This window comes from Microbacterium sp. OR16 (assembly GCF_047306725.1).
GTDB lineage: Bacteria > Actinomycetota > Actinomycetes > Actinomycetales > Microbacteriaceae > Microbacterium.
Genome location: NZ_JAZEXK010000002.1, coordinates 549764 through 563683, shown reverse-complemented (window position 1 = coordinate 563683; position 13920 = coordinate 549764). Strand labels below are relative to the sequence as shown.

Annotated in this window: 10 protein-coding genes; 9 read left to right on the top strand and 1 reads right to left on the bottom strand. The window is 67.9% G+C overall.

From position 1 onward, the window contains the following. The first annotated feature begins 49 nt into the window (after nt 1-49). The 4 genes from V2S05_RS13205 to V2S05_RS13190 are packed head-to-tail and all read left to right on the top strand — an operon-like array spanning nt 50 to nt 5656. Complete coding sequence (locus V2S05_RS13205; protein ID WP_413635891.1) at nt 50-1075, top strand: SIS domain-containing protein; 1026 nt, start codon at nt 50-52, stop codon at nt 1073-1075. 20 nt (nt 1076-1095) lie between these two features. Then, nucleotides 1096-1965: a PfkB family carbohydrate kinase gene (locus tag V2S05_RS13200; protein WP_413635890.1), complete on the top strand. Its 870-nt coding sequence runs from the start codon at nt 1096-1098 to the stop codon at nt 1963-1965. Beyond that, entirely contained in the window at nt 1962-4025 is a 2064-nt protein-coding gene (locus tag V2S05_RS13195) for a hydantoinase/oxoprolinase family protein (protein ID WP_413635888.1), read from the top strand. The genes V2S05_RS13200 and V2S05_RS13195 overlap by 4 nt, the downstream gene beginning before the upstream one ends. Next, nucleotides 4022-5656, top strand: a complete 1635-nt coding sequence (locus V2S05_RS13190; protein ID WP_413635886.1) for a hydantoinase B/oxoprolinase family protein — start codon at nt 4022-4024, stop codon at nt 5654-5656. The genes V2S05_RS13195 and V2S05_RS13190 overlap by 4 nt, the downstream gene beginning before the upstream one ends. Here the strand turns inward: V2S05_RS13190 and V2S05_RS13185 are convergent. Further along, on the bottom strand, nt 5644-6744 hold the full coding sequence (locus tag V2S05_RS13185) for a LacI family DNA-binding transcriptional regulator (RefSeq protein WP_413635884.1): 1101 nt from the start codon (nt 6742-6744) through the stop codon (nt 5644-5646). The genes V2S05_RS13190 and V2S05_RS13185 overlap by 13 nt on opposite strands. Before the next feature lie 339 nt (nt 6745-7083). Between V2S05_RS13185 and V2S05_RS13180 the strand changes: the two genes are divergently transcribed. The 5 genes from V2S05_RS13180 (at nt 7084) to V2S05_RS13160 (ending at nt 13903) form a co-directional block, all read left to right on the top strand. Continuing rightward, nucleotides 7084-8664, top strand: a complete 1581-nt coding sequence (locus V2S05_RS13180) for an ABC transporter substrate-binding protein (RefSeq protein WP_413635882.1) — start codon at nt 7084-7086, stop codon at nt 8662-8664. Nucleotides 8665-8706: 42 nt separating this feature from the next. Then, entirely contained in the window at nt 8707-9663 is a 957-nt protein-coding gene (locus tag V2S05_RS13175) for an ABC transporter permease (RefSeq protein ID WP_413635880.1), read from the top strand. A gap of 71 nt (nt 9664-9734) precedes the next feature. Further along, nucleotides 9735-10583: an ABC transporter permease gene (locus tag V2S05_RS13170; protein ID WP_313354229.1), complete on the top strand. Its 849-nt coding sequence runs from the start codon at nt 9735-9737 to the stop codon at nt 10581-10583. Beyond that, a complete protein-coding gene (locus V2S05_RS13165) occupies nt 10580-12268 on the top strand; it encodes an ABC transporter ATP-binding protein (protein ID WP_313354230.1) in 1689 nt (562 codons plus the stop codon). The genes V2S05_RS13170 and V2S05_RS13165 overlap by 4 nt, the downstream gene beginning before the upstream one ends. 33 nt (nt 12269-12301) lie before the next feature. Beyond that, nucleotides 12302-13903: a gamma-glutamyltransferase gene (locus tag V2S05_RS13160; RefSeq protein WP_413635877.1), complete on the top strand. Its 1602-nt coding sequence runs from the start codon at nt 12302-12304 to the stop codon at nt 13901-13903. Nucleotides 13904-13920 lie beyond the last annotated feature (17 nt).

Here is a 13920-nt window from a genome sequence, read left to right as displayed (position 1 = left end):
CGTTCCACATCCGCCTGGACGGCGAAGTGACGCAGAGAAAGCGATAGCGATGAGCGAATTGATTCCGGTCCCCGACGACTTCGAAGCGTGTGTCCAGCACGCGATCGACCAGGATGGCAAGGCCCGCTCCCTGGTCGAGCGCGCCGTGGAGCGCGGCGTCGAGCGCGTCTACCTCGTGGGATGTGGTGGTTCGCACTTCGGGACCTACCCCGCCTTCGACCTGCTAGACCGCTACGCATCCGGGATCGTCTCGCAGCGGATCACCAGCGCCGAGCTGACCTCACGTGCGCCCATCGGCCTGAACGAGAAGTCGCTCGTCGTCGCGGCGTCGCACTCGGGCAACACCCCCGAGACGGTGGCCGCAGCGACGTTCGCCAAGGAGCGCGGCGCGATCGTTGCCGGCATCTCCCGCCAGGGTGAGAACGGGCTGTCGCAGATCGGCGACGTTCACCTCGACTACCCGGACACGATCTCCATCACCGAGCCCAAGCTCGTCCACAACGAGCAGGTCGCGGCAGCGCTGCTGGACGCCTTCGGCGCCCCGGAGAAGGCGTCAGAGCTCCGCCGCGGCATCCCGGCACTTCCCGGCGCGCTGCGCGCCGTCAAGGACGAGGTCGCCGAGGCGGGCGAGCGCGTCGCCGACCTGCTGTCGGCCGCGGACGCGCCCCTGAGCTACATCGTCGGCGGCGGACCGGCGTACGGCATGGCCAAGATGATGGCGTGGTGCTACTTCCAGGAGATGAGCTGGATGAACTCGGCGGCCATCAACGCCGGCGACTTCTTCCACGGCCCGCTCGAGATGGTGCTCGAAGACACCACTGTGGTCACCCTCGTCGCTGAGGATGCCAGCCGAGAACTAGGCGAACGCGTCGTTCGCTTCGCCGAGAAGCAGACACGCAACTCCGCCGCCGTCGACACTGCGCGATTCACTCTGCCTGGCATCCCCGCCGAGTCCCGACCGGACCTAAGTGTGCTGGCTCTCATGAGTGCCGAGCGCCGTGTGCTCGATCACGTGGCCGCGCGACGGGGTCACGACACCTCCCAGCGCCGCTACATGTACAAGATCGCGTACTGAACGGCGGGCGGGAGCTTCCCATGAGAGTCCTCGGTGCCGGTGACAACGTCGCCGACAGATACCTGCATCAGGCGATGATGTATCCGGGCGGCAACGCGGTGAATGTCGCCGTGTTCGCCGCCAGGCTCGGGGCACGAGCCGGCTACCTCGGTGTGCTCGGCAACGACGCTGCGGGCCGACAGATCCTGCGCGCGTTGCGGGCGGAGCACGTCGACACCACGCTCACGCGCGTCGTGCAGGCTCCCAACGCGACAGCAGATGTCGAACTGGTCGGCAACGACCGGGTGTTCCTCCGATCCGATCGCACGACAGCGCTCTTCGAACTGGAGGACGCTCACCTGAAGGCGATGGGGGAGTACGACATCGTGCACTCCGGGTACGCGGGCACCCTGCTCAGCCGGGTGCCCGAGATGGCAGAGCGCGCACAGGTGTCGTTCGACTTCGGCAGCCGGTTCGATCCTCGCGACGCCGAGCCCTACCTCCCTCACCTGCATCTGGCGAGCTTCTCCGGCGGTCATCTCGGCGAGGAGGAGGCCGGACTGCTGGTCCGTCGCGTGCTGGACGCCGGAGCGGAATACGCTCTGGTGACACGCGGATCCGAGGGAGCGCTGCTCGGGTCCGCCGACGGCATCCTGCACCAGGAGGCCGACCGCGTGCACGTGCGCGACACGCTGGGCGCGGGCGACGCGTTCATCGCGGGCGTGCTGGTCGGCATCGGGGCGGGGCGCGATCTGCGATCGACCCTCGTCGCCGCCAGCGCGCAGGCTGCGCAGGTGTGCCAGGTGAACGGAGCGTTCGAGCGGGGCATCCCGTTCGACGCGGAGGCCGTTCGGCGTGAGCATGGAACGAATGACAACAGCAACGACGATCAGGAAGCGGTGACGGCATGAGCTTGCGCATCGGAGTGGATACCGGCGGCACCTTCACCGATGTGTGCGCCTTCGATGAGGGCACGGGGCGCGTGCACGTGCGCAAGGTCTCCAGTACGCCCGACGACCCGGGACGCGCGATCGTCGAGGGCGTCGAGGCCATCCTCGACCAGATCGGCTCCCGGACGATCGACGAGGTCGGGTACTTCGCCCACGGCACGACGGTCGGCACGAACGCTCTACTGACCGGACGAGGCGCGCGGACCGGCCTCATCACCACGCGCGGCTTCCGTGACCTGCTCGAGCTCGGACGCGGCCGCCGCCCGAGCATGTACGACCCCCAGGCGGACAAGCCCGAACCGCAGGTGCCACGGCATCTGCGCAAGGAGGTCACCGAGCGCGTGCGTCACACCGGCGCCGTCGAGACCCCGCTGGATGAGGACGACGTCCGCCGTGCGGTCCGGGAGCTGAAGGATGCCGGGGTCGAATCGATCGCGGTGTGTCTGCTGTACAGCTACCTGAACGCCGACCACGAGCGACGCATCGGCGAGATCATCAGCGAGGAGATGCCCGAGGTCTATGTCTCGCTCTCCTGTGACGTGCTCCCTGAGTTCCGGGAGTACGAGCGCCTGTCCACTGTCGTCACCAACTCCTACGTGGGTCCGGTCGTCGCGAACTACCTCGCCCGTCTGCGCGGGGTGCTCGCCGACCGCGGCCTGACCGCCGTCCCGCATGTCACGCAGAGCAACGGCGGGGTGATCCCGTTCTCGACCGCCGAGTCGCTGCCGGTCCGCCTGGTCCTTTCCGGGCCCAGCACCGGTGTCGTGGGGGCGGCGCAGATCTGCTCGGCCGCCGGTTTCGACGACATCATCACGTTCGACATGGGCGGAACCTCCTCCGACATCTCGCTCGTTCAGGAGGGACGCCCGAAGGTCACCGCGGGGATGGAGCTGGATGGGCGACCGGTGCGCTCGCCCATGCTCGACATCCACACGGTCGGCGCGGGTGGCGGCTCCCTCGCCTGGATCGACAGCGGTAACCACCTGCGGGTGGGGCCCCAGAGCGCGGGCGCCTTCCCCGGGCCTGCGTGCTACGGCAACGGCGTCGACGCCGCCGTCACCGACGCGAACGTGGTGCTGCGGATGCTCAACCCTGAGTATCTGCTCAACGGACAGATGAAGATCGACCGTTCCGCCTCGGTGGCCGCCGTCCAGCGCCTGGCCGAGCCGCTGGGACTGTCCGTGGAGGAGACCGCCCTCGGCATCCTTCGCGTGGTCACCGCCAACATGGCGCGCGCGATCCGCGTGGTCAGCGTGCAGCGCGGATACGACCCGCGCGACTACGCGCTGGTTCCCTTCGGCGGTGCCGGTCCTCTCCACGCCTCGCGTCTCGCGCGGGAACTGGGCATGCGCACGATCGTGATCCCCGAGATCCCGGGCGCGCAGTCGGCGTTGGGCCTGCTCATGACCGACGTCAAGACGGACTTCATGCGCACGCTGATCACCGCGGTGGACGACACCACGGCGGCAGCCGTGGACGACGTCTTCGACGAGCTCGCCGCTCGCGCGGCGGAGTGGTTCGTCGAAGAGGAGGTCGAAGAGAGCGGACGCACCCTGCGTCGACGCATGGACCTGCGGTACCGCGGTCAGAACTTCGAGCTCGCCGTCGAGGTTCCTGCGGGCCACCGCTTCGCTGCGGATGGGGCGGATGCCGTCATCGAGCTGTTCCACGAGGCGCACGAGCGCGTCTACGGATACCGTTCAGAGGATGCCGCTGTCGAGGTCGTCACGTTCCGACTCGAGGCCTCCGGCTCCGCGCCGCACGTGGATCTGCGACGCGACGAGATCAGTCCGTCCGACCCGGCGAAGGCCGTCGTCGAGACTCGGAGCACCTGCTTCGACCCCGTCGCCGGATACGTCGACACACCGGTCTACGACCGTGCACTGCTCACCCCCGGCGATGTCTTCACCGGGCCGGCCATCGTGGAGCAGATGGACACCACGACCGTCCTGCTGCCGTCGGACGTGTGCCGTGTGGACGAATACCGCAACCTCATCGTGGAGATCGGAGAGCAGAAGTGACCGCTATCGAATTGGATCCCGTGCTCGTCGAGGTCGTCGGGTCCGCCCTGTCGACCATCGTCGAGGAGATGAGCGAGACGCTGGTGAAGGCGGCCTTCTCGCCGAACATCAAGGAGCGCCGCGATTGCACCGCGAGCCTCTTCGATGCCGAGGGGCAGGCCATCGCCCAAGATGAGGGTGGCTCACCCCTGCACCTCGGTTCGCTCATGGGCATCGTGTCGGCGCTGCGCGAGCAGTACTCCCTCGACAAGATCCGCCCGGGCGACGTGTTCATCGGCAACGACCCGTACACCGGCGGAGGCTCGCACCTCCCCGACATCGTGCTGGCGACGCCGATCTTCATCGACGGCAAGCTCTCCGCGTGGGCGGCGACGCTGGCACACCACGCCGATTTCGGCGATCGGGGTCACGCGCACATCTTCCAGGAGGCGATCCGCATCCCTCCGGTCCACCTGGTGCGCGAAGGGGTGCGTCAGGACGAGCTCCTTCAACTCATCCTGCTCAACTGCCAGATCCCCGAAGAGCGCATCGCCGACCTGCGTGCGCAGGAGGCGGCGCTGCGGGTGGCCGTGACGCGGTACACCGAGCTGTGCGAGCGCTACGGTGCCGACGTCGTGCGTGCCATCGGGGCGGAGCTGCTCGACTACACCGAGCGCCGGACGCGCGTCGCGATCTCCGAGTTCCCCGACGGCGAGTACACGTTCGAGGACAAGTTCGACTGCCCCGAGCTGGACGAAGAGCTCACGTTGCGGGTGCGGATCGTGGTCAGCGGCGACAGGATGCTCTTCGACTTCGCCGGCAACCCTCCCCAGGTCCGGGCGAGTGTGAACGTCGTCTGGACCGGTCTGTACGCTGCGGTGTACTACACGATCAAGACACTGATCGATTCGGATATCGCCCCCAACGCGGGGCTCTACCGACCGATCACGATCGAGGCGCCGGAGGGGTCGATCATCAACTGCTCGGCCCCCGCCGCGGTCAACGGCCGCAGCGAGACGTGTCAGCGCATCGTCGATCTGATCCAGGGGGCGCTGGCTCCCGCCGTGCCCGAGCGCGTGACCGGGGCGTCCAACGGCGCCAACACCGGGGTGCACTTCTCCGGCCGTGACAACGCACGCGGGCGCGACTTCGTGTACCTCGAGACGATCGGCGGCGGTAGCGGAGCCCGGTACAACAAGGACGGCCTGGACGGCGTCCAGGTGCACATGACGAACACCTCGAACCTGCCGGTCGAGAGCCTGGAGACCGAGTACCCGCTCATGGTCGAGGCGTACGAGTTCATCGAGGACTCCGGCGGCACCGGTGAGTACCGCGGCGGCATGGGCATTCGGCGCCGGATCCGGGCCGAAGCCGAGGACGTGCACTTCTGGCTCGACACGAGTCGTCAGAAGTCGCAGCCTTGGGGAGTGTTCGGTGGCGGTCCCGGCGCTTCGGCACGCTGCGTGCTCAGCGAGGATGCGCGGCCCATCGATCACGGCTACACGGTTCTGCAGCCTGGTCAGTGGGCGTCCATCGAGACGGCCGGCGCCGGCGGCTATGGCGATCCTTCGGCCAGAGTGGACGAAGCCCTTCAGGCCGATGTGCAGGATGGCCGCGTTTCCCCGGAGACGGCCCACAGCTATCGGAGCTGACTCGTCGCCCGTGCGGCGGCGGCGACGGAGTCGCGCACCAGAAGCTCAGCAGTGAGCATCTGCGGGCGCGACTCCGCCGCCGCTCCCCGGATGATCCCGATCAGCGCCGTGGTCGCCGTGGCGCCCAGCCGCTGACGCGGCTGCTCCACCACGGTGACCGCGGGTTGCACCATCGTCGTCCAGTCCTGATCGTCGAACCCGATGAAGGAAAGGTCATCGGGGATCGCCAGGTCCCGAGCTCGCAGCGCTCGATAGGCACCCGAACTGAGCACGGCGTCGGTGGCGTGCAGCGCCGAGGCCTCGATTCCCGTCTCCAGGAACGCCTCCACCGCCTTCTGGGCATCCGCCGTGGTGTAGCTGGAGCGGATGATCAGGCGCTCGTCGATGTCGAGCCCGGCGCGACCCAGCGCGCGGAGGTACCCCACCAAGCGCTGGGCTGAGGGTCGGAGCAGCGACAGATCGACGTCCTCCGCCGGCCGGTCGGTGAAGTCCTTCAGGGTGGAATGCACCTGAGAAGCCTCGGTGACAAGCGCGATGCGCCGGTGCCCCTCGTCGATGAGCGCCTGGACGGCGCGCTCGGACGCGTCGACGTGGTCCACCGAGACCAGCGGAAGGTGCTCGAGCCCCGGCATCCGGCGATCGAGAAGGACGATCGGCATCCCCTCCTCGCACAACCGCGTGATCGCGGCGGGGTCCGGCTGGAAGACGGGCGCGATGATCACGCCGTCCACGCGCTGCTCAGCCAGCAGTTCCAATGCGCGATCCTCGATGTCGGCGTCGTTGTCGGTGTTGCTGACGAGCACCTCGAACCCGGCAGCACGGGCGGTGTCGGCCGAACCGCGCAGCACCGCCGAGAAGAAGGGGATCGCGACGTCCGGGACGACGATGCCGATGATGTTCGTGGTGCCCGACTTCATGGCGCGAGCCAGTTGGTTCGGACGGTACCCCAGGCGATCCGCCGCCTCGAGGACCTTGGTCCGCGTCTTCTCGCTCGCCGATCCCTTCTGCGCGAGCACCCGGGCGGCCGCCGATTTCGACACCCCTGCTTCTCGCGCGACGTCGATGATCGTCACTGCTCCGTGCGCCATGCATCGCTCCTGTTCGGTCGATGGCATCGTAGCGGACGGGCCATTCGCAGCCGCCCCGACGATCACCGTCTGGTAAATCTTCCCTCATGATATTGACATCGTTCCCAACGTGCGTAAGAGTGGGACAAAACCTACCGGGAACGTTCCCAAAAAGAGCGTGTCCCACTTTTCTCCCGAACCGACGAAGACAGGAGGAGGTTCACCGCAGAACCCCGGCGAGCGGGTGAGTGAGCGCCCGAACAGCTCATGACTCCCTGGTCCCGGCACTCGGCATCGCAGCCGAGCACTACTTTCTCTTCCCCTCGGCCCCTTCGGGCCCTCAAGAGACGGATTCACGGCATGAATACTCTCAACATCCGCCCTCGGCGCGGTGCACGGCTCGGCGTCGTCGCCGGAGCCACCGCACTCGTGCTCGGCCTGGGCCTGACCGGTTGCGCCGGCGATTCGAGCGCCGGCGGCACGGATGCAGCTGTCGACCAGACCCTCACGATCGGCTTCTCCGCCGAGCCTCCCGGTTTCAAGACCGGCGTGGACCAGGGCTCCGCCAACCGCCAGCTCATCACGCTGGTGCGCCGCGGCCTGCTCTCGTACGGCCCGGACGGCGACGTCGTCCCCGCGCTCGCCTCCGACTACGAGGTCTCTGAAGACGGCCTGACCTACACCTTCACGCTTCGCGACGGGCTCGCGTTCTCCAACGGAGACCCGCTGACCGCAGCCGACGTGAAGCGCACCTACGAGTACCTCGCGGTGCCCGAGAACGGCGCCGCAGACCAGACGTCGTTCGCGAACATCGCCGCCATCGAGGCCCCGGACGACACGACGGTCGTGCTCACGCTCGCAGAGCCGCAGACGGCACTGCCCAAGATCATCGCCAACCCGCTCAACGCGATCGTTCCCGAGGAGCCGGTCGACGCGAACGGCGTTCCCGTCGGAGCCGGCCCGTTCATGGTGACCGATTACAAGAAGGGCGTCTCGTACACCCTCGAGGCCGACCCCAACTATTACGAGGCGGACTCCGTCGAGCTCGAGGAGATCGAGATGATCTTCATGGCTGACGCGCAGACCCGCGTGAAGGCTCTGGTCAGCGGCCAGGTGCAGTTCATCGACTATGTGCCGGCCACCGATTACGCGACGATCGAGAAGACGAACGGCGTCACGCTCGACACGGCCCACGGTCTCTATGGTGCGCTCCAGTTCAACCTGACCGAGGGTCCGGTCGCGATCCCCGAGGTGCGCCAGGCGATCGCATACGCCCTCGACCTGGACGCCCTCAACGAGGTCGGCACCCTCGGGTACGGCACCGCCAGCGGCGGACTGCCCATCTCGGAGGACAGCGAGTACTACGACGAAGAGCAGGCCACGCACTACGCGCAGGACCTCGACAAGGCGAAGGAGCTGCTGGCGGAGGCCGGCTTCCCCGACGGCGGCATCGACCTCACGCTGCTGACGAACTCGCAGTACTTCGGTCACAGCGAGCGCGCGCAGGTCGTCAAGAGCGACCTCGAGAAGATCGGCATCACCGCGGAGATCGAGACGGGCGACTACGCCAACCTGATCGCCAAGGGCAACAACGGCTCGTACGACCTGATGATCGGCGGTCCGCCCGCGGCGATCAACGACCCGTCCTCCATCACCGGTGCGTTCATCGGCGGTCCGACCTTCGTGCGCAGCTTCGGCATCAACCAGGACCTCTACGCCGAACTGCTCGACAAGGGCGCGCAGACCCCGGACGGCCCCGAACGTGCCGAGATCTACCATGAACTGGGAGAGATCTACCTCGAGGACGTGCCGTTCGTGACGTGGGGACAGGGGACGGCGGCCTACGCCTACACCGACGCGCTCGAAGGCTTCGAGATGCTCAACGGACCGATCGTCTATTCCTCGATGTACAGCCTGGCCGGAGCGCGTCTCACCGAATGAGTCGCGCTGCGCACGGCACCCTCTGATTCGAATGGGTTCTCAATGATTCGCTACATATTGCTTCGACTCGGACTGGGTGTCGTCACCGTCTGGGGCGTCGTGACACTGGTCTTCCTGGCCGTGCGCGCCGTCCCGGGCGGCCCCGCATCGATCATCCTGCAAGGTGGCGCCGGCGGCGGGGACGTCAATCCCGCCGCCGTCGCCGCCCTGGAACAGGAGCTCGGGCTGGACCGTCCCATCCTGCTGCAGTACGTCACCTACCTCGGCGATCTGCTGCGCGGCGACCTGGGCAGCTCCATCAAGTACTCCACCCCGGTGACCGAGATCATCGCGTCGCCGCTGGGCAACACCGTCACTCTCGTGTTCATCGCGCTCATCATCGGCGGCATCGTCGGCCTCGCGTTCGGCGTTCTGTCCGGCAACTGGCCGGGGAGCGTGCTCGACCGCGTGCTGTCCGGACTCATCTCGGTGGCGGTCTCGACGCCCGGCTTCGTGATCGCGATCTTCCTGTCGCTCATCGTCGGGCTGAGCCTGGGCTGGTTCCCCTCGCTGGGATACCGAGCCCCGGAGGAGGGGATCGGGCCGTTCCTGTACCACGCGTTCCTGCCCAGCCTGGCGTTGTCCTTCGGGTTCCTCGCCATCGTCGGGAGGGTCGCGCGGACCTCCATCCTCTCCGTTCGTCGTGAGGACTGGGTGCGCACGGCCCGCGGCATGGGACTCCCGCGTGCACGCGTGTTCCGCCGCCACGTCTTCCGCAATGCGATCAACCCGGTGGTCACCGTCTCGGGGCTGCAGCTGGGCGGACTGCTGGGCGCGACCGTGCTGATCGAGCAGGTCTTCAACTGGCCGGGTATCGGAAGCACGCTGCTGAATGCCATCAACGGTCGCGACTATCCGCTGGTCCAGGGCATCGTCATCCTGTTCGCCGTGGTGTTCATCCTGACCAACCTCCTCGTCGACCTCCTTTACCGATTCCTTGACCCCCGAGTGGAGGGGTGATTCCGATGAGAAGCGCCTTCCGAACGATCTGGCACAGGTCCAGCCCCGGACTCTTCATCACGAGCTGCGTGATGACCCTGGTGGTCCTGTTCATCTTCATCTACCCGCTGTTCAGCACCGTCAACCCGTTGGCGCAGGACGTCGCGGACGCCTTCGCACCGATCGGCGCCGCAGGGCATCCACTGGGAACCGACAACCTCGGGCGCGACACGTTCGCCCGCCTCGTGGTGGGTCTGCGCACCGAGATCATCGTGTGCGCATCGGGTACGCTGCTCGCCGCCCTCGTCGGCACGCTCATCGGCATCCTCGCCGCGTACTTCCGCGGCTTCGCCGATCTGCTCCTGATGCGCGTGGTCGACGTCGTGCTCGCGTTTCCGAACCTCGTCTTCGCGATGCTCATCGTCTCGCTCTACGGCGCCAGCGACCTCACCGTCGTGGCCGTCTGCGCGATCGCGTTCTTCCCCACGTTCGCGCGGCTCGCATATGGTGAGGTGCTCTCGCTGCGGCAGTCGCTGTACGTCGAGTCGGCCGAGCTGTTCGGCGGTACGCGCTGGCAGATCATCAGCGGGCCGCTCCTGCGCGGCGTCGGGCCGCTGGTGCTCGCTCAGGGCTTCCTCACGCTCGCGTTCGCCGTGGGTCTGGAGTCCGGACTCAGCTTCCTCGGTCTGGGCATCACGCCACCGCGTCCCTCGCTCGGTCTGATGATCGCGACCGGACAGCAGTACTTCATGCAGAGCCCGTGGCAGCTGCTCATCCCCAGCATCGTGCTCGTCGCGCTGCTGGTCTCACTCGGATACGTCGCGGATTGGGTTCGGGATCTCCTCGACCCTCGCGGGGTCACACGGAAGCGGCGCCCGGCACGGAAGAACGCAGCCGCGCGCCCGAACGACATCTCGCTCGGACAGGGAGTCAACGCATGAACGCGCGCGACGAGGTACTGCTCTCGGTCTCGGACCTTCGCATCGACGTCGCCGACAAGCAGCTCGTGCGGGGCGTCTCCTTCACGGTCTCGCCCGGAGAGGTCGTGGCGCTGGTCGGCGAATCCGGCGCCGGCAAGTCCATGACGGCCATGGCGATCCCCGCTCTGCTGCCGCAGGGCGTGACCCGCCACGGTTCGATCCGCTTCCAGGGCACCGAACTGGTCGGTGCCTCCGAGGGCGAGATGCGCCGCTACCGCGGCGCCGAGATCGCATGCGTCTACCAGGAGCCGATGACAGCGCTCAACCCGCTGCACACCATCGGCGACTTCTTGGCCGAAGCCATCGGCGCGCATCAGGACCACACCGGCGGACCGCGCCGTGAGCCCCAGGAGCTGCTCGACCTCGTCGGGCTGGGTGGCTACGACGACCTTCTGCAGCGCTATCCGCACCAGCTCTCCGGCGGGCAGCGCCAGCGGATCATGGCTGCGGGCGCGGTCGCCTGGAAGCCGGCGCTTCTCATCGCCGACGAGCCGACCACAGCACTCGACGTCACCACCCAGCGCAACCTGCTGGCCATGTTCCGTGAGCTCGTCCAGCGTGAGCGCATGGGGATGGTCTTCGTGACGCACGACATGGGCGTCGTCGCGGACATCGCCGACTCCGTGGTCGTGATGCGCAACGGTCAGGTCGTGGAGACCGGCGACGTCTACTCGATCTTCGAGAACCCGACGCACGAGTACACCCGCTCACTGCTGTCGGCCGCCCGGGCCCTGCACGGCGAGGATGAGCGGCAACCCGCCGTTCGCGAGCCGGACGTCGTCCAGGAGGCGGCTGTCGAGGTGGATGCCGCGGAGCCGGTGGCGTTGGAGGTCAGCGATCTGCTCGTGGAGTACCGCCGCTCGGGTCTGCGTCGCCCGCGGACCGAGGAGAACCGCCGGGCCGCCGTTCGCGGGGCGCATCTGAGTGTCGCGCGCGGCGAGACGCTGGGCATCGTCGGCGAGTCCGGTTCGGGCAAGTCCACGATCGCTCGGGCGATCCTCGGCCTCGCTCCGGTGACCGGTGGATCGGTGTCGCTGTCCGGCGTCGAACTGGTGGGGCTGCGCGGACGCCGCCGCCGCAAGGCGCTGTCCCGGCTCGGAGTCGTGTTCCAGGACCCGACGTCCTCGCTGGATCCGAGCCTTCCGCTCTGGCGGGTCGTCACCGAGCCGCTGTGGCGCAGCGGAACCGTCCGCGACAAGGGCGAGTTGCGTCGGCGCGCCGGCGAGCTGCTCGCGGACGTGGATCTGGATCCCGCGTGGATCGATCGCCGGCGCCACGAGCTCTCGGGCGGTCAGCGCCAGCGCGTGGCCATCGCGCGCGCGGTCTCGCATCGGCCGGACGTCCTCATCGCGGACGAACCGACCTCGGCGCTGGATGTGACGGTGCAGGTGACCGTCCTCGAACTGCTGGCGCGGCTGCAGCGGGAGCACAACTTCGCATGCATCTTCATCAGCCACGACCTGTACGTCGTCTCCACGATCTCCGATCGAGTTCTGGTGATGAAGGACGGGCAAGTGGTGGAGAGCGGCGCGACCGACGCCGTCATCCACGATCCCGAGAACGAGTACACGAGAACCCTGCTCGGAGCGATTCCCGTGCCCGACCCGGTCGCGCAGCGTGCGCGGCGTGGTGTGGGCAGCGTGTGATGAGCTCGGAAGCGTGAACACGAGGAGACGCCGTTGAAGAGCGAGTATGCGACCCCCGGCCGGTTCGGTCCGAAGCCGGTCGCTGTCGGCACACGGGGCATGGTGGTCAGCTCCGAGCCCATCGCCGTCGAGGCGGGTGCCGCTGTGCTGCGGGAGGGCGGGAACGCGCTCGATGCGGCTCTGGCCGTCGCGGCGACGCAGCTGATCACCGAGCCCCACATGACCTCTCTCACCGGCGGCATCTCGCTCGTCTACCGTGAGGCCGCAAGCGGGCGGGCGTCGTACCTCTCCGGCAACATCAACGCTCCGCTGGCCGAGCTTGCGGACTTCGGCGGCGCGGATCTCACCCGCGCCCGCGGTGTGCCGGTGCCCGGCTGGTGGCCGGCGTTCGCCGCCGCGCACGATCGCTTCGCAACGATGCCGGTGGGCCGACTGCTCGCTCCGGCGATCGACGCGGCGCGGGAAGGTTTCGCCGTCTCTCCCTACCTGTTCGGGGAGATGTACAACGCACGACAGAACCTCGGCCGGCATCCGCAGTCCCGCGAGATGTTCTTCCGCGACGGTTCGCTCATCGGGCCGGGACAGCCGCTCGTGCAGGAGCGCGCCGCCCGCACCCTGGAGAGGCTGCGCGACGAGGGGATGAGCTACTACCGGGGCGACTTCGCCCGCGCATTCTGCGCGGAGAGCGATGGAGACGGCGGTGTCATCACGCTCGCCGACTTCGAGGCTTACGAACCCGAGTGGGCGAACCCGGTGCGCGGCTCGTATCGCGGCTTCGAGCTCATCGGCTCGGCACCCCCGGATGACGGAGGTCTTCAGCTCGTCGAGGCGTTCAACATCCTCGAGAATCTGGATCTCGCCGCGCTCGGACCGGCCAGCTCGTCGCCGGAGACCCTCTCCGCCCTGATGGCGGTGCACAACGCCGTCTATTACGCGGCGCCGCGGGAACGGCGCTTCCGTGACGATGACCGACTCATGGACGTGTTGCTGTCGAAGGAGTACGGCCGTCAGCGCTTCGCACTGTTGAACACGCTCGCCGGCCCCCTCGGTGCGGCGCCGCCCACGCCGGGGACGATTCACCTGTCCGTCGTCGACGCGGATCACAACGTGGCCACACTGACGCACTCGCACATGGCGTCTCCCTGGGTGAACGGCCTGTACGCGGAGGGCTTCCAGCTCGCCGGCGGCGGCTCCTTCTTCCAGCGCGTGATGCCGCAGCCGGGGGAGCGGGCGACGATCTACCTCGCTCCGAGCATGGTGCTGCGCGACGGAGTGCCGGTGATCGCCTCGGGCTCCCCCTCGGTGTCGCTGGTGGCGTGCGTCCTTCAGAACCTCGTGAACCTGATGGACTTCGGCATGCCGATCGAGCAGAGTGTGGCCGAGCCACGTTTCGGCGCGCGTCCGCACGATCCGGCCCGCGGTTGGGTGCCCGGTACGACACTCGAGTCCGGGTTCTCGGCGGACGTGCTCGCTGACGTGCAGCGGTGGGCGCAACGCAATCGCCTGTGGACGCGCGAGATCGGACCGTGGAATTCGATGACCGGGAACTTCGACGGCATCACCATCGACCCGGCGACAGGCGAGATGCGCTCCTGCGGAGACCCGAGGCGTATGGGCGTCGCCGTCGCGGCCTAGGCTGATTTCCGTCCGCG